The organism is Nitritalea sp. (genome assembly GCF_054166705.1).
In genome coordinates, this window is the sequence record NZ_JBSZCV010000007.1 from 38372 (window position 1) to 55248 (window position 16877).

The following is a 16877-nucleotide window of genomic DNA, read 5'->3' on the forward strand; positions in this document are numbered from 1 at the left end:
AGCACCCATAGGAGATGCTATTCCTATGGGTGCTCCTGAAAATTTAATTGGTGGCCTGAGCAGCACGCAGCTGCGGCAGGATATCGATTTGCTCGAGCGGATAAGGGAGGAAAGTATGTTCCTGAGGGTTGAAGTTTCGTCCTTCACGGTTCAGCTCTTGAAATCTGCCGTGGCGGATGAGATCCGCAAAGCGTACCCCCCACTCCATGCCAAACTCAGCGAATTTTTCATCCAGCACATCGTCCAGCGTGACAGTGGTGAGGGGTTCTAGTCCAGATCGCTCCCGCACCTGATTCACCGCTTCTGCTGCTGTCAGCACGGAGCTGGAGGCCCCATTGGCGATCGCCTCTGCATGCATCAGCAGCACTTCGGAATAGCGGATAACTCGGAAGTTGTTTCCTGTCCCATAACCGAAACGCCCAGGTGTAAGCTGAATCGAGGGGAGGTAATGCTTCCCGCTGAGGAAGAGATAGCGGGGGTGGCTATTAAAGGTGTCGCCATCCCGCGTGGTGTTGGAAACAAATTCCGGCAGCTCGGAAAACTGGGGGTCCTCCTGAATGCGGGCGATGCCGTCAGGGGTGAAGATAACCGAGGTTTCCAAGCGTATGGTCTCGCCTCTTTCGAGCATAAATTTGATATACTTCAAGCTAGGCTCCCAAAATCCCCAGCCATTCGAGGCACCTGGAACTGCGGGGGCCCAACTAGCAGGTCCATAAGGGCTGAAGTTGAAGCTGATGTTTGTGCCACTGGCCTGACCGAAATCGGAGAACTGTGCTTCCAAGATGCTTTCGCGCGCCAACTCTCCCGGGCGCTTAAAGAGCTGGTAGTAGTCTTCGAACAATTCATACCGCCCGCTGCTGATGATTTCATCTGTCGCGGCGACCACTCCGCTATAATTTTTCAACTCCAGCTGTGCCATGGCCTTCACGGTTAGCGCCGTGTATCGGGTGACGCCACCGACCACATCGGTACGTTCAGAAGGATGGAGGGCGGGTAGGTCTGGGATGGCCTCATCCATGAGGTTTACCACATGCTGCATGACTTCATCAAAAGTGGAAACAGGTACGTCAAAGAGGTGGCTAGGAGCCGACTCCAGCGGAATCAGAATGTTTCCCCACAGTCTGGCAAGGTGCAGGAGCTGAAAGCCTTGAAAGACTTTTACTTCCGCGATATACTGATCGACGGTGGCCGCATCGGCGCCCGCCTCGCGGAAACGGTTAAACTCTTCGATGGCTCCATGCCAGATGAGGATATCGGAATACAGGTTCAGCCAGGTGGAATTATACATCCAGAAGTTCCTGTCGAAGAAAAACTCATCGGTGGAGGTAAGGGGGACCTGATCGCCTGCGGCATTCACATCATCCCCGCGGATGCCGATGAGGGGATGTGTTTCCCACTGCATGGTATAAAATTGGGCGTAAGCCCCATCCAGTAACAGGGGCATATCCTGAAACTGCGTATAATCTCTGTCCTCGATAAGTTGGACATTTTGGAGGGGTTCATTTAAGAGGTCGGTGCAGGAGCTTATGGAAAGAGCCATGCAGCAGCCGAGCGCGATGAAACTATTTCTAGAAAATCGGTACATAGCTTTATAATTTAATCGTTAAGGCAAGGGTGTAGATAGCAGGCACAGGATGTACCTGACGGTCGATACCATTTGGTATCTCCGGGTTAAAGCCACTATAGCTAAACACGGTAAGGGGTCTTTCCGCCGTGGCCGCCAGGGTGGTACGTGGCATTTTCACTCCTAAGACAGATTTATCTACAAAAGAATACGCGAGGCGGATATTTTGGATGCGCCAGTAAGAGCCATCTTCTAGATAGAACTCACTCATGTTTTGGTTCCACCCACGGCGTAAGCCTGCCGCAGAAGGAAAGCGGTCTGAGGTTCCTTCCCCTCTCCAGAGCCCTTCTGCCAGCTCGGCATCGATATTCGTATCGTTCGTGAAAATGATCTCTCCACGTCGGCGGTTCAAGATGGTGAAGCCAGACTGTCCTTGGAACAACATAGAGAAGTCCCAATTTTTATATGTGAAGCCAAGATTCGCGCCATAAGTGAGGGAGGGCAGGAAAGAACCTAGTACCGTACGATCCTCATCATTAATGATGCCGTCGCCATTTAGGTCGCGGAATCGAAGATCACCCGGCTGCAGGTTATTCGCGGCGATAAATTCTGGATCCAGACCGGAATTGTCGATTTGCTCTTGATTCTGGAAGACGCCCTCCACCTCGAACCCATAAAACGCCTGGAAAGGCATGCCGATAATGGAGCGCTGGCGGAATTCGGCAGATCCGGCATCTAGCCCGATCGGCCCACCTAAGTCGAGCACTCTGTTATTTAACGTGGCAAAGTTACCGCCCACATAGTAGGAGAAATCTTTGGTGATCTGGTCTTGCCAGCCCACGGTCACTTCCAAACCCTGGTTCCGGATGGCACCCACGCTTCTACGCTCACTGGCTCGAATTACTGGCGGGATAATGACCACTGCCAGATTTCGCGTATCTCGGATGAAGTAATCTGCATCCACACTCAGTCGGTTGTTGAAAAACAAAGCATTCAACCCGATATTTGTTTCGATGGTAGTCTCCCAGCGATCGATTAAATCGAATGTAGGGCTGAGGCGGCGCCCGAGGCGCAAAACATCCCCTATGGCAGCCTGCGTATTCACTAAGGTAGGGGCACCGACGGAAGGATTAATTCCATCATTCCCTAGTTGACCCCAAGATCCACGGATTTTTAAATAGTCCACCCAAGAGCTGTTGAACCACTTCTCCTCTGAAAGCACATAGCCTGCTCCGAAGGTAAAGAAATTCCCCCAGCGCTGCTGGAACTTGTTGTTCCCATCTCTTCTAAAGGTACCGTAAAGCAGGAAGCGATCGTCATAGTTGTAGGCTAATCGCGTAAAGTAGGACAAGAAAAATAGACGGGAGGCGCCGTCGTTGACGCTATTCTCATCGATGTTTAAGGCATTACTTAGGAACCAAAATTCCTCATTGTTTCGATTTGGAGCCGGATTTAAATCCTCTCCACGAGCACTTTGAAATTGACTAGTCTCGCTTCGGAAAGACTGCCCGAGGACTGCCGTTAAGCGATGCTTGCCGAATTTTTCTTCATAGGTCAGGAAGTTATCCCAGATTTGATCGAAAATATTCGTATTACTTCGGCTTAACGAAGAGAGTCTTTCGGTAACTCCATCATTGAAGGGGAAATTGACGTTTCTGTTGGAGAAATTATTCACGGTATAGTTGTACTGCGTGCGGAAGGTCAGCTTATCCGGGATGATGGTAGCGTCTGCAAAAATATTTCCAAGCACGATAGACTGTGAGGTCAAGTTATCATTAAAGGCAAGGGCAAAGAATGGATTTTGCGTCCCGCGATAGCCTAGGAGCTGTGCATTTCCATACGGAATAGGATTGGCAGCTGTATTTTGCGGGTCCATCACTGGCAATGTGGGCACAGCAAAATAGGCATTAAACCAGGCGGCATCATTCTGATTAAAGCGTTCCTGGGTCGTTACATTTATATTCGCCCCCACATTTAACCAGTCTTTCACGTAGGAATCTACTTTTACGCGGAAGTTTAGGCGCTGAAATTCATTGCGCTGGGTGCTCAGTAGTCCTTTTTGATCAAAATATGTTCCTCCGATCGAGTAGCGCGTGGTTTCATTTCCTCCATTAAACGAGAGGCTGTGGCTCTGCATAGGGGCTGGACTCATAATTTCACGGTACCAATTGGTATCTACATTAGGAAGCTCGGGATTGTTCGGGTTAGCCCCAAAGCGCTCGATCGCATTTTGAATAAATTGAATGTCAGCGGCGGAACCGGTTTCGTTCACATAGCGGACAAATTGCTCCGTATTGGCCATGCGCAACACGTTCTGCGGATTTTGGAAGCCGTAGAAGCTTTCATAGACGAGCTCTCCCTTCTTGTTATAGCTTCCTCCTTTCGTTTCGATGAGTACCACTCCATTTCCTGCACGCACGCCATAGATAGCCGCTGCTGAAGCATCTTTAAGGATATTGATGCTTTCGATATCATTAGGATTCAGAAAGTCAATGTTATCGAAGAACATGCCATCTACCACATAAAGGGGCGCCCCACCTCCTTCGAAGGAGCCGATGCCTCGTACACGCACGGTAGGTCCAGCACCCGGAGCTCCATTACTGACGATCTGGACCCCGGCGACACGTCCTTGGAGGGACTGCATCGCATTCGGTGCAGGGGTTTTCGTGATGTCTTCTGTTTTTACCGAAGAGATGGAAGAAATCAAGTCGCGTTCACGCTGCGAGCCATATCCTACCACCACGACCTCATCTAAAGACTGGGTATCTTCTTCCAGCGTAATGGAAAAAGTGGTCTGATTCCCCACAGCTTGCCGTACAGTCTGAAAACCAACAAAGGAAAACAAAAGGGTCTCATTCGAGGCGGCTTGGATGGTAAAGGAACCATCCAAATCGGTGATAGCTCCTCTGCTGGAGCCTTCCACTTGAACAGTAACCCCTGGCACGGGCTCACCTGAACCATCTACCACTGTGCCACGGACATTTTGTTGGCTTTGGGCGAAAATACTAGTAGAGAATAGACAAAGCGACAAAGCCAGTAGCATCGGGATACTGAACCTGCTTTTTTGGACTTCCCAGGCGAGCAAACGCCGAAGAAGTAGTTGTAAATTTTGGGTCATGAGGTTGAATGTTAATTAAACGAAGTATTTCATTGAGTGAATTCGAAAACCTTAACTAAAATAGGCTGACTCGGAAGCATGCCAAAAAAAAAAACTAAAAATACGTAAAAAAAGACAGATTTAGGAAAGATAAACAAGGGGGAAAATTGCGCTTCAGTAACAAAAAAAATAGGATTTCAAACGTTAGCAAAGGCATTTTCGGTAGCTAAATAACGCTTCAATAACAAGCGATTAAAGAGTCTAAGAAAACATCGAATAAAGCTACACTTCTTCACTTTGACTTCACATCGAGGGGCTTCTCATCGAGGAGAATCAAGTGTTGCCAGTTGGCCTCAGGCAGTATGGCCAGGCGCTCCCGAACCTTTTTCCGGAAACTGCTTACGGTTGATTTTCGCAGCTGCAGGGTGCTGGACAGGCTGTCTAAATTGACCTTCGGCTTATTCGGTTGTGCCAAATAGGCGATATAAAACGCTTTCTCCAGCGGAAAGCGTATGCCCTGAAAAAGTGTAGCCGTTGTGACTGACTCCACGTAGCCACACTTGCTGCAGCGCTTCTGAAAGAGTTTCTGTCCGCGGCTCGCTTTTTCTCCCCCACAGCGTTTGCACTGAAAGCCCTTCTCCCACTTTAGTTGTTCCAGATGCCGATTGCAGGCTGCTGTATCTGGAAATACCTTTTGAAATTCCTCGTAGGAGAGGGAGGTATTCGTCAGCCGCGCTTCTAAAGAACTTTTCACGGTGCTCTTCAACTTCCAATTGTCTCGATCCAGGAGGGCATTGATGCGTTTAATTTCTTCATCCTTTTCCTGTAGGCGAAAGTTGACTTCTTCCAGCTGTTGATTTTTGCGCTCCAGCGCCTCAGTGCGCTGCCGGACTTTCGCTTCCAACTCTTGGTTTACTTTCTCTTTCAGGGCGATATTTTCTTTATACTGCGCGAGACTTCTGCGGAGGGCTTGATCGCGGAGGGCCTTTAAGATGCGAATGCGATCGCCGAGGGCGAAGGAAAGCATGAACATTTCGAGTAAGAAGGCCAAGTGTAAACTGTAATAGACTAGGGTAGTATGTGCTAAAATCACTAAAATCCCAAGGAGCTTGATAAAGGCTCCGACGAATAAAATACCGTAGGCCAAAACAAACAGCCGTGCGCTTTTCATCCCTTCACGCCAAACGAGCGCTCCTGTTAAGAAGATGAGTAGAAAAGGCAATACATCGACATAAGAAAGCTCTAAAAACCGAATGTTGACAAATAAACCATATACAAAATATACAGATTTTAACGCCAAACTGGCCCATAAAAGCTTATGCAGAAAGGGAGCTCTTTTGCGAGAGCCTAGAAAATGCATGGTGAAAATCACGGCAAAGAGGATCACCAAAAAACTAAAAATACCTGAGGCCCAGCCATTAAACTGGCTGTAGTTAGGCCAAAAAAACTGATACCCGATGCCATCCAGGCTCATGGTCAAAAAGGCCACAGAAAGCAAGTATAAGATGTAATAGACGTATTTTATTTCCCGAACCGCTAAAAAAACGATTAAATTATAAATGGCGATCATGAAAATCATCCCATAAAAAAGCCCATAAAATAGATATTCGTTTAGGGCATAATACAAGAAACGCTCATAGGTCCTTAGCGCCAAGCGAACGTCTGCCTTACTCTGAGATACGATTCGGACATAGAGCAGCTGTTCCCCGCTCAGTCCCTGCGGAAGTAAAACATGGAAATTCTTATGGTAAAAAAGTCGCTCCCGAAAAGGTTTATCACTCCCCAGTGCCCACATCTGATAACCTCCATCGGCGCGTGGCACATACACTTCTAATGCATTAATCCGCTGATCGTAGAACTCCAACACATGTACCGATTGCCCGTCTGCAGAAAAGGTGAGCGGTAGGCGCAACCAATACGCCGTGGTACTGCTAAAATTCGCTTTGCTGGCGGTAGGGTCCACTCGAAACGCAGGCGTCGTTCTGTCCAGTAGTAAGATTTCATCTAAAGAAAGTTGCTGGGAAGTATCCGCATAGGAAGGCACATCTGCGCGCGTAAAAATAAACTCCTTATCAATGGCCGCGAGCTCTATAGGTAGGTTTTGCTGCCCTAGGCAGCAAAAGCCTTTAAGCCATAAAACGAATAACAACCCTGCAGCACGCATACCTCTTTTTCATTATCAGCCCTCGAACACGGGGTGTACATTATCCCAAAAGGAATCCAAAGCAATCATCCGAGGCTTGAAGAAGCGAATCAGCGGGCCCCAGTCCTCCTTTTCTAAGACATTTACCCCAGAAATGGTTTTGGAAACATGCGAAATGGACAGCCCAAAAGGATCCTGCTCCTCTTCTACCCAGTCCCATTCTTCTCCCATCTCCTGCTCTAAAAGATGGCGGAGCGCCTTCAGCTGCTCGAAAAAAAGTAGCCGCAGCGTCTCGTCTTTATGCTGCAAGAAAATCCCCACCCGGGCGTAGTCTCGCTCTGCCTGCATCCGAAAATAAAGATGCTTTACTCCTGTTTTATAATTTTGCCAGTTTATTGGCCGCCCCGAGGCTGTTGGCACTGGCTTCATGTATTGCCCGAAAGCCGTCCAAAAAGCCTGTTTCAACTGTGAAATCTCTCCTTTTTTATACATACTTCAGTAGGACTTCGGACTATCCAGTGGAAGCACGATCACAAAATCAGCTAAATCCGAATGCTGCGCATCCCAGGCATGTATGTCCTCCTGCTCCACACAGCTGATCAGAAGCAAGGAAATATCGGGCATCTTTTCACGCACATACCAGACGATGCCCTCCCCCTTTTGGGTGTGGTAAGCACCATTTATGTGCAGCACCTGCTTGCCCTGCTGCAGCGCAGCAAAAAGAGACTCCGCCATCGTGGCGTCTTTTAGCGCCTGCGCCTGTACCATAAAATCCGCGCGATCGCCGGCACCATGCATCATTTCCTTCATGGCCGCATAGCTGGGGAGCTCCATGTCCACGGAAATAGGTAATGCCGGCAAATAGGTTTTGGCCTCCGGGCTTAAAGTTTCTAAGGCCGCTAAGCCTTCCCGGCTCACATAAGAGGCGTACTTTCGTGGCACATTCGAAGCGATAAAAGGAATGCGCTGCTGCTTCGCATGCTGCAAAAGTGGCTTGTAGTCCGCCTTAAAATTGGTCCAGGTCTTGGTCTCAGCTTCTAAATTCGCATCACTGAGTTTCCCCGCCATCCACTCGTCGAGAGTCAGCTGATCATCACGCTCAAAAAACTCCCCTGCAAGCACTAAATTTTCTGCTTCCAAGCCCTTCAAAACCTGTAGCTGTAGCCAGTGTAAAATGGAATTGTTGTGATACTCCCCAAAAAACACAAGCGGTACCTCCCGCAGCTGCTCCAGCATCTCCTCAAAGCTCAGCTCCCGCCCCTCGGAGGCCAAATAAATCTTATACGGCTGCACCTGCGCATAATTCATGCCCACACAACTAAAAAAAAGCACTGCCACCAGTGCCAAGCGCCCGAAAGCGCACTGTATATACCTAGATTGCATAGCTATAATCGTGTTATTCCCTCCTTTTAGAAAACCTTTAAAGCGTATAATCCTCTGGAAAACGTACCGTTACCACGGAAAAGTTCACCACACCCCCTAGCGGAGGATTGTGCTTCTTGATCTTCACCTCCACCACGGTGCAGGCGGGATAAGCCGCCCGAATGTCTGCGATCATCAGATGTGCCAGGTGCTCTAGCAGCTTGACCGGCACCAACATGTGGCCTTGGGCTATTTTATACAAGCGACCATAATCGACGGTATTTTTCAACTGATCGGTCTCCATCGCCTCTTTGAAATCGGTCTCTACCAGAATATCCACAGTAAAGCGATTTCCCAACTTATTTTCTTCTGAAAATACGCCGTGGTAGGCATGAAATTCGATTCCCTCTAATGCTACTTTACCCATATCTTTATTCTAATTCATCGAAGAACGAACGATCCTTACGTAGGAGCTCTACTTCCTTTTCGCTATCCTCACCCACTCGTTTTCTAGGAAGCACCTCGTCCTTCGGGCTCCTCACTTCTTCCTTCCCTGCCGCCGATACAGCCGCGCTAGCTTCCTGATCGTCCGTGCCGATAGGCTTTGGCATCTCGGTCACCTCCTCCTGGGTGGATGCCTCCTGAATTTTTTCCTCGAGAGCGGTCACTGCCCGGCGCTCTGCTAAAGCGGCTGCCTCTTCCGCCTCAGCTACCGCTTTTTTCGCTGCTGCGGCTTCCTCCTCTTCCTGTTTTTTCGCTGCTGCTTCCTCCTCCTGCTGTTTTTTCGCTGCTGCTTCCTCCCGCTCCGCCGCCATTTGCGCTTCCCACTCCCGCTGCTCTTGCGCATGAGACTCTTTTTCGGCGGCTAGGGCCTCTAGCTCTTGCGTACGTCGCTGTTCAAGTGCTGCAAGCTGCGTCTGCTGGGATGCCAGTTCCTGCTCGCGGACTTGGAGCTCCTGATGACGTGCTTCCTGCTCTTGCGCCTCCCGGCGCAAAGCCTCCGACTTAGCCGATAAGGCCTCTTCGGCTTCCTCTAAAGTCCTCCTACGCGCTGCTATTTCCTCTTCTAAATTATCCTCTTGCCAGTTTTCTGGAGCTATCGAGCGCAGTAACTTCTCCGGTAAGGTAAAGTCCAAGGTCTCCATGCGCTCTGCACTAGCCGCCAGGTTCTCCTGCAGCAAGAGATGCATACGTTCTATCTCCGCAAATAATACTTTGCGCGCCTCTAAAACCTGCTGGACATCCGTAGCCACCTGCTGAAGTGCAGCGCGCTCCTCAGCGATAATGGCAGCACTGCGCTCCTTTACTAAACGTTCAAAATTTGCAGTTTGCTCTGCTGTCTGTGCTGCCAGCACCTCCGCCTCCTGACGTGCCTTGGCCAAAAGAGCCGTAACTTCTGTGGCTGCCTCCTCTCGCATTCGAAGCGCTTCTGCTTCTGCCTCCTCTCGCATACGAAGCGCTTTCGCTTCCGCCTCTTCACGTACACGCTGCTGATAGGCTTCCGCTTCCTCACGTACACGCTGACTCTCCTGCGTGGCATCCGCTAACAACTTGGCCGCGGTATCTTCCGCCGTTTGGAGGGTAAGGAAAAGCGATTTCTCTACTTTGCGCAAGCGCTCTGAATCCTCCTGGCTTTCCTTGTATTTTTTCATGAGCGCTTGGGTCGTCTCCTCATGCTCCTCTAGGGTGGTGGCAAGGTGGGCAAAAAGTTCGTCTATCGCTCGAGGATCGTAACCTCTAAAGACTCTTTCCAGCTGCAAGGTACGTAGATGGGTGGCCGATATTTTCATAAAGCTAAATTAGAGATTTCTACGGATATTTAAGGAAGTTTCCGATTTATTCCCCCTCGGCACAAAAATATAGCCAAAAAACGTCCTCTACCGCTGGCCACTTACGAACTCCCTACACTTTAGCGCGACTGAGCGGCATGGTCATGCAGCGCGGCCCTCCGAGCCCTCGGCTTAACTCCGAAGAGGGAATCTCTAAAACCTCTACCCCCGCATTCCGAAGCGCCCGATTCGTGTGCTTGTTGCGGTTATAGGAAATCACCCTACGTGCGCCGATGGCAAATACATTCGCCCCATCGAACCACTGCTCGCGCATCGCATATTCCGGATTGCCATTTCCAGTATGGATGATATCTAAATGCGGGATTTCACGTTCCAGCACAGTCAGCAAAGATTCTTTGAGTACCTCCCGCTTGATGTGTACCTTGTCCCCCTCCTGGCTTTTCAAGGTATACAGGGAGGTCTGCAAGACTGCATTTAAGGCATCGGGATAGGTGAGCACCAAGTTTTCGTCTAAAATCGTAAACACCGTATCCAAATGCATGTACTGCCGCTTCTCCGGAAGATGAACTTCATAGACACGCTGCACCGTACCTTCAGCTAGCAGCGCCTTCGCTACTTGGTAAATGGCTTTAGCATCTGTACGCTCCGAATTTCCGATGGCCACCGCCTGCTTACTGAGCACAATCACATCCCCCCCTTCGATACTGGGCACGGGATTTTGGCCAGCGGCCGGAAATAAAGGATTTACCGCATGTTTAAACAGCGGATGCCGCTCGAAAATACTGCGCAATAGGTCTGCTTCTCGCTGCCGACCTTCCATCTTCATGCTGGAAAAAATGACACCCCCCGGCGTCAGGGCAATGGGGTCACGCTGAAAATATAAGTTGGGACTCGGAGGCAAAATAAAAGCGGAATCCATCAGCTCCCCTACGTTTAAATGCGGCACCTTGCGCTTCAACTCATGCACTTTTATGCCCGCCGTCAGGGCTACTGCACACTCTGCTGTAGAAAGCCGCTCCATAAATAAGGTGCTCAGATGCTGCTGACCCGAACGCGCCAGGTGCGCCTGCAACATCTGCTGACGTGTACTCTCATCAGCCAGTACTTGAACCAAAAGCTCATGCAAGCGATACACAGTGGCGCCGGTAGTTTGCTTAACCAAGTCCGTAAACACATCGTGTTCCTGCTGCATGGCTTCTAAATAAGGGACATCCTCGAAAAGTAAATACTCCTTGTTGTAAGGAGTCAAGCGGTCGATTTCTCGCGCAGGACGGTGCATGAGAACGGCTTGCAAAGTGCCGAACTCAGAGTTTAAACGCAGTTCCATGGTTGTTAAAATTTAAAGCCTAAACTACGCACTTTATGCGACTTTCACTAATTCCACCTATTTTTTTATGACACTTATAGCTTTTAGCCCACTTTTTACCAGAGGAGTGGGTCATAAACAACTCATGATTTATCTACAGCGCCTATCTCTTCTACGAACTACGTAATGGCTTTCACTTTGATTACGCCATTTAGCCCTTGGGAAGGGAGGAGTTTGACAAGTGGCTCTTTGTGATAGCGCAACGTTTGTTCCACGGAAAAAATCAGTACGCGAATGAGCCTCATTACCGATAGGGCCAAATGAAGGACCGCTGCTGACACCTTAAAAACCTCCCAAGGGGAGATCCACGAGAATAGCATCCACAAAACAAAAAAAGAGGCCATAAGCCTCTCAAACTATCCTTAAACCATATATATCGCAAGGAAAACAAGCCCTTAGGAGGCATAAGGATCCTCCCGCTTTGGCTCCACACGTACCTCCTCCATCCGAATCTCAGACAGCATCTCCAGCTCACCTGCTAAAAACAAGGCCTCCAGCTCTTCTAATGGAGTGGCAGGATCTGCCGGCTTATAGTTCGCATAATCAAGTAAAATCAAGCCTCCCACATCATGCCGGTGGATCACCTCTCGAAAGCGAACGCCACCCCCATTCGTATGAAAACTATACGCCAAATAGGCGATCTCTCCCGTCACCCTATCGAACCAGTACAAAAAAACATCCTCGAAGTCCTCACCCCCGCCCTCCTCTTGGAAGGCAACACGCACCCGCTCATAGGAGGCATCACCGAACTGCACCTCCCCCTCATACGTTTTAATCACCGCCGGATCATTTAACCCATAAGGCAAAAACGCAAAATAGGCCACCGAATTTACCGAATTCGTGAAGGCTACACGGTCTTTTTCCGTCAGCTCTACCGCCTCACCCGCGATGAAGCGCGTAAAACCAGTATTGTCCAACACGTCCTGCACCGCCCCTAAGCTATCGCGAAAACTCCGCGTATACCGAAACCCTTCCGGACTCTTGAAAATCGTATACTCCCGATCACGAAATTGAAAGGCGATTTCCACCTCCTTAAAACGCTCCCCTCCATGGGCTAAAATCGCCCGGTCTACTGCCCGCTGTGCGGGATCTACCGCTGTACAAGCCCCCAAAAGGAAGGAAATCACAAGCCCCACTCCGAGTGAAAACGCAAATTGTCTCTTCATTTTCTTTAATTTACCACATACTGATGATAGCCATACGCCGCACGCAGGTACCGGCGCTGCCCCGCTTCTAAAACCCACTCCTCCTGTGCTTCCGGCCAGAAAAAGCCCCCCTCCGCTACATAACCGCTATACAGGAGCAGACGTTCCTCTCCCCGCTCTTTCCGATAGACCGCCTGCAACAAATACGACTTCGGGTGGAAATAATACACCCGAGACGCCGCTGTATCTCCCTCCTCTGGGAGCACCCGAATACCGACCATAGTGTCCTCTAAAAAGTCAGGACGCCCCTCTCCTTCATACTTCCACTTCGTGTTTTCCTCTGCGCGTAGCGCAAAGGGCCCTTCCGCCCATAGCCGCGCCTGCATTAAAAAACGCTCCTGCTGAGCTAAAAAACCAGGATTTTCGATTCCATTCTCGCCCATGCTGTACCGCAAGCCCTGACGGTCCTGCTGCACCACATGGCGTACCTCGTCCCGCAGCCACAGCGCCGAACTCTCCTTCTCCGGACGATTTCGAAAGTTAAATTCCGTCACCTGATTGCGTTCCACCTGCCCATCGGTCGTAAAATAAGCCTCCTGCCGTGTAAATGCCAGGCGCGTCAGGCGCTCCCAGGAGGCCACCTCTCCATGTGCAGCCCAAGCTTCTTCTAAAAATGCCACCGCCTCACGATCCCGATGAGTAGCGCCACAGCCTACAAGCAGCACGCCTGCAAATAGCCAAATCCACATCTTGCCATAAAAGAAGGAAGGAAGCGAACGAGCGGCATGGAAAAAGCGCCCATAACTACCATACGAAAGGCCTGAAAAACCCTTTAACACCTGTTTCATAGCCCCAAAGATACACAAAAGCGCCGGCATCCCTTTCAGAAGACCGGCGCTTTTCCTTGAAAGCATCCCTACAGACACTTCCCCTTTATAAAAATAAAAATAGAGCGTATTTACTCCGCATCCTTTTTATAATGTGCTTCATAATAGGCCTGATAAGCACCCGAGGTGACACGTGCCAACCAGTCTTCATTTGCTAAATACCAGTCGATGGTCAACGATATCCCCTCCTCGAACTGCAAGCTCGGCTCCCAGCCAAGCTCCCGCTGAATCTTCGTCGCATCGATAGCATAGCGCAAGTCATGCCCGGCACGATCTTTTACGAAAGTAATCAATTGCTCCGAAGTACCTGCCGCCTGGCCCAGCTTCTCATCCATCTTCTGGCAGAGCAGCCGGACGATCGCGATATTTTGCCACTCATTAAACCCGCCGATGTTATAGGTTTCCCCAGGCACACCCTGATGAAATACCACATCGATAGCACGGGCATGGTCTACCACATACAGCCAATCCCGCACATTTTCCCCCTTGCCATAAATCGGCAGCGGCTTGCCCTTCTTGATGTTATGGATACAGAGCGGGATCAACTTCTCCGGAAACTGGTTCGGCCCATAGTTATTCGAGCAGTTGCTGATTACCGTACGCATTTTATATGTATTCGCATAGGCACGGACAAAATGATCACTGCTCGCCTTCGATGCCGAGTAGGGCGACTGCGGATCATAGGGCGTGGTCTCCGTGAAAAATCCCCCATCATGCAGGGAACCGTACACCTCATCCGTAGACACATGGTAAAAGAGGTGCTCCGCTAGGGCTTCCGCCCAAAAAGCTTTGGCCACATTCAATAAATTGACCGTCCCGATCACATTCGTGCGCACAAACGCAAGGGGATCCGTAATCGAACGATCCACATGTGATTCTGCCGCCAAGTGGATCACATCTGTAATGCCATGGCGCTGAAAAACCTCCTCTAGGGCAGGCACATCTAAGATATCTACCTTCTCAAAGAAATAATTCGCCGCATCTTCTACCGCCTTTAGATTTTCTAAATTACCCGCATAGGTCAGGCAATCTAGATTCACGATGCGATACTGCGGGTACTTTTCCACAAACAACTGGACCACATGCGACCCGATAAATCCTGCACCTCCAGTGATTAAAATTGCTTTTTCCATATACTTACGAACGATAATGTTTCGTATACCAGTCCACAAATTTCGCTACGCCCTCTTCTACGGAAGTGCTGGGCTTGTACCCCGTATCCCGCTCTAAATCCGATACGTCCGCATAGGTAGCCGGCACATCGCCCTGCTGCAGGGGAAGCATTTCCTTCTCTGCCACCTTGCCCAGTGCCTTTTCTAAGGCGCCAATGTAATCCATCAGCTGTACGGGATTATTATTACCGATGTTATACACCTTATACGGCGCATACGAACTCCCTGGATCCGGAGCATCACCCGACCAAGTGGTAGAACCAGCAGGTGGATGGTCACAAACCTTTACGATTCCCGTCACGATGTCATCGATATAGGTGAAGTCTCGCTTCATCTTGCCATGGTTGAATACTTTAATCGGCTCTCCCTTGCGGATGGCCTCCGCAAAAAGGAACAAAGCCATATCCGGCCTGCCCCAAGGACCGTATACGGTAAAAAAGCGCAAACCCGTCGTCGGGATACCGAAAAGATGGCTGTAGGTATGTGCCATGAGCTCATTCGATTTTTTCGTGGCAGCATATAAACTGACCGGATGATCGATGTTGTCCGAGGTACTAAACGGCATCTTCGTATTCGCCCCGTACACGGAACTGGAAGAAGCATAAACCAAGTGCTTCACCGGAAATGCGCGGCAGAGCTCTAAAATATTTAAAAAGCCCTGAATATTCGCCGTTATGTAGGCATCAGGATTAATTAAAGAATAGCGCACACCTGCTTGTGCAGCCAAATTAACCACCACGTCGATGCCTTCCTGGCGAAAAAGCACCTCTAAGGCGGCCTTATCGGCAAGATCTATCTTTTGAAAGCTGTAGGAGGGATAGCGAGTTGAAAAACAGCGCTCGCCAGACCTGGCACGCTCAGCATCTATCCCCGCCATTTCTAGACGCTGATACTTGAGGTTGACGTCGTAATAATCATTAATGTTATCGACGCCGATGACGGCGTCTCCACGCTCTAAAAGAACATTCGCTAAATGAAAGCCGATAAAGCCTGCGGTTCCCGTGATGAGATATTTCATGAATTTTTCTGGTTAAAAAAGAGAAAAGGTGCATACCCCTTAACGGGCACAAGTTAAACAATTTTTGCGGTTTGCCCCCGCCTATTCGATGACTTATCCCTGCTTTTCTTTGCCCTCCCCAGGCGGGGCGCTCAGAAGCTCACGGTAGAGATGGAGCGTACGCTGATGAAGAACCGGACGATGCCACTGCTGCAGCACCTCCCCCTGCAGCACCTCCGCCAGTGCCAACATCCTATCCGGCTTCAGCAGCGCAAATTCTAAGGCTTCTTTCAGCACGGCCGGCTGTTTTTCAGGATATAAAAGTGCAGTTTTTAAATTGCGCAGCAGCCCTCCCAGCGTGTTCCCCTCCACTGTAATGATCGGAAGCATCAGGGCTGCCGCCTCCATCAGTGCAGGCGAAAAGCCAGAAGCACGCGGCATAACCAGTACGTTTGCGAGTGTCATCAGAGCTGCAGGATGCTTTACCTCCTCGATAACCACGATACGGGCATGATCCTCCAAGCGGCGACGTAAGGAAGGGGCCAGCGCCTGTGCTCCTGAGGACCAAGAGCCCACACAGACCAATTTACAGCGCTGCGGAAGGGTGATAAAAGCTTCTAAAAGCGCCTCAATACCACTTTGACGCCCTAAGGGCCCCCAGTGTAGCAGCACATAATCCTTTTCGCTAACCTGCAAGCGCATCGTCATAGCCACCAGGTGATTCTCCTTGTTGGCTTCTTCTAAAAGGTGCGGCACAGGCAGCCCATAGGAAGGAAGAAAGGTGTCTTTTTTTAGGGGCAGGGGCCCAAAAGGTGCTTGACTCAGTTTTCTAGCAGCCAGTGACTCACTCGTCCATACGGTCCCGGTATGTTTGCGCAGTGCACCCAAAAGAAAACCTCCCCAAAGCCCCCGCCACGCCGGCTCTAAGGGAAGTGCGGGCAGCTGGTCAGCGCGAAAAATACGTACGGCAGTACCCAAAAAGGAGGCCACCCAAAACCCGATCGCTGCGGCATGTGCATCGAAAGCCACCAGGACATCGGGACGCTCCTTTTTCAAAAAGCCATACAGGGCCCATGCGGCTGCCACATCCGAAAAAAAACGAGGGCCATCCGCTGCTTCCAGAGGCAGGAAAGAAACTGAAATGCGCCCGAGGTGTTCCTGCTGCCGGGCCTGAAAAGGGCCTGAGCAAGTGACCTGAAGCTCTTTTTCACGAAGAAAATCAACTTCGGGGAGGACCGACTGACGGATATATACGGGGTCTAAGGCGATTAAATGCAGTTTCATGGCTCGAAAAAAAAGAAAAACGAATAAGCCTGCAAATATAGCATTTTCCCTGCCAAACCCTGTCTCTCTA

13 protein-coding genes are annotated in these 16877 nt (G+C 50.0%); all 13 read right to left on the reverse strand.

Annotated features, from left to right (window positions below; all coding sequences use genetic code 11):
* Positions 1-43 precede the first annotated feature (43 nt).
* Positions 44-1585, reverse strand: coding sequence for a RagB/SusD family nutrient uptake outer membrane protein (locus tag ACXIT9_RS03500; protein ID WP_458054862.1), 1542 nt, complete (start codon positions 1583-1585; stop codon positions 44-46).
* 4 nt (positions 1586-1589) lie between these two features.
* Positions 1590-4682 (reverse strand): SusC/RagA family TonB-linked outer membrane protein, encoded by a 3093-nt coding sequence (locus ACXIT9_RS03505; protein ID WP_458054863.1) that lies wholly within the window; start codon positions 4680-4682, stop codon positions 1590-1592.
* 271 nt (positions 4683-4953) lie between these two features.
* Positions 4954-6825 (reverse strand): 7TM diverse intracellular signaling domain-containing protein, encoded by a 1872-nt coding sequence (locus ACXIT9_RS03510; protein ID WP_458054864.1) that lies wholly within the window; start codon positions 6823-6825, stop codon positions 4954-4956.
* A gap of 15 nt (positions 6826-6840) precedes the next feature.
* Positions 6841-7296: a DUF4268 domain-containing protein gene (locus ACXIT9_RS03515; protein ID WP_458054865.1), complete on the reverse strand. Its 456-nt coding sequence runs from the start codon at positions 7294-7296 to the stop codon at positions 6841-6843.
* 3 nt (positions 7297-7299) lie between these two features.
* Positions 7300-8187 (reverse strand): ChaN family lipoprotein, encoded by an 888-nt coding sequence (locus ACXIT9_RS03520; protein ID WP_458054866.1) that lies wholly within the window; start codon positions 8185-8187, stop codon positions 7300-7302.
* A 37-nt stretch (positions 8188-8224) separates the two neighbouring features.
* Positions 8225-8593, reverse strand: a complete 369-nt coding sequence (gene folB, locus ACXIT9_RS03525) for a dihydroneopterin aldolase (RefSeq protein WP_458054867.1) — start codon at positions 8591-8593, stop codon at positions 8225-8227.
* A 4-nt stretch (positions 8594-8597) separates the two neighbouring features.
* Positions 8598-9956: a DivIVA domain-containing protein gene (locus ACXIT9_RS03530; protein WP_458054868.1), complete on the reverse strand. Its 1359-nt coding sequence runs from the start codon at positions 9954-9956 to the stop codon at positions 8598-8600.
* 112 nt (positions 9957-10068) lie between these two features.
* A complete protein-coding gene (locus ACXIT9_RS03535) occupies positions 10069-11283 on the reverse strand; it encodes an arginine deiminase (RefSeq protein WP_458054869.1) in 1215 nt (404 codons plus the stop codon).
* Between the two features lie 434 nt (positions 11284-11717).
* Complete coding sequence (locus tag ACXIT9_RS03540; RefSeq protein WP_458054870.1) at positions 11718-12488, reverse strand: DUF6503 family protein; 771 nt, start codon at positions 12486-12488, stop codon at positions 11718-11720.
* Positions 12489-12493: 5 nt separating this feature from the next.
* On the reverse strand, positions 12494-13315 hold the full coding sequence (locus ACXIT9_RS03545; RefSeq protein WP_458054871.1) for a hypothetical protein: 822 nt from the start codon (positions 13313-13315) through the stop codon (positions 12494-12496).
* Between the two features lie 110 nt (positions 13316-13425).
* The gene (rfbB, locus tag ACXIT9_RS03550) at positions 13426-14487 is read right to left on the reverse strand and encodes a dTDP-glucose 4,6-dehydratase (protein WP_458054872.1); all 1062 of its coding nucleotides are present in this window, start codon (positions 14485-14487) and stop codon (positions 13426-13428) included.
* Between the two features lie 4 nt (positions 14488-14491).
* Complete coding sequence (locus tag ACXIT9_RS03555) at positions 14492-15544, reverse strand: NAD-dependent epimerase (protein WP_458054873.1); 1053 nt, start codon at positions 15542-15544, stop codon at positions 14492-14494.
* A 93-nt stretch (positions 15545-15637) separates the two neighbouring features.
* Positions 15638-16807, reverse strand: coding sequence for a glycosyltransferase (locus tag ACXIT9_RS03560; protein ID WP_458054874.1), 1170 nt, complete (start codon positions 16805-16807; stop codon positions 15638-15640).
* Positions 16808-16877 lie beyond the last annotated feature (70 nt).

Bases quoted from the DNA above. Each gene is read 5' to 3' on its own strand.
- ACXIT9_RS03500 (WP_458054862.1), bottom strand. From the start codon at position 1,585: ATGTACCGATTTTCTAGAAATAGTTTCATCGCGCTCGGCTGCTGCATG.
- ACXIT9_RS03505 (WP_458054863.1), bottom strand. From the start codon at position 4,682: ATGACCCAAAATTTACAACTACTTCTTCGGCGTTTGCTCGCCTGGGAA.
- ACXIT9_RS03510 (WP_458054864.1), bottom strand. From the start codon at position 6,825: ATGCGTGCTGCAGGGTTGTTATTCGTTTTATGGCTTAAAGGCTTTTGC.
- ACXIT9_RS03515 (WP_458054865.1), bottom strand. From the start codon at position 7,296: ATGTATAAAAAAGGAGAGATTTCACAGTTGAAACAGGCTTTTTGGACG.
- ACXIT9_RS03520 (WP_458054866.1), bottom strand. From the start codon at position 8,187: ATGCAATCTAGGTATATACAGTGCGCTTTCGGGCGCTTGGCACTGGTG.
- folB (WP_458054867.1), bottom strand. From the start codon at position 8,593: ATGGGTAAAGTAGCATTAGAGGGAATCGAATTTCATGCCTACCACGGC.
- ACXIT9_RS03530 (WP_458054868.1), bottom strand. From the start codon at position 9,956: ATGAAAATATCGGCCACCCATCTACGTACCTTGCAGCTGGAAAGAGTC.
- ACXIT9_RS03535 (WP_458054869.1), bottom strand. From the start codon at position 11,283: ATGGAACTGCGTTTAAACTCTGAGTTCGGCACTTTGCAAGCCGTTCTC.
- ACXIT9_RS03540 (WP_458054870.1), bottom strand. From the start codon at position 12,488: ATGAAGAGACAATTTGCGTTTTCACTCGGAGTGGGGCTTGTGATTTCC.
- ACXIT9_RS03545 (WP_458054871.1), bottom strand. From the start codon at position 13,315: ATGAAACAGGTGTTAAAGGGTTTTTCAGGCCTTTCGTATGGTAGTTAT.
- rfbB (WP_458054872.1), bottom strand. From the start codon at position 14,487: ATGGAAAAAGCAATTTTAATCACTGGAGGTGCAGGATTTATCGGGTCG.
- ACXIT9_RS03555 (WP_458054873.1), bottom strand. From the start codon at position 15,544: ATGAAATATCTCATCACGGGAACCGCAGGCTTTATCGGCTTTCATTTA.
- ACXIT9_RS03560 (WP_458054874.1), bottom strand. From the start codon at position 16,807: ATGAAACTGCATTTAATCGCCTTAGACCCCGTATATATCCGTCAGTCG.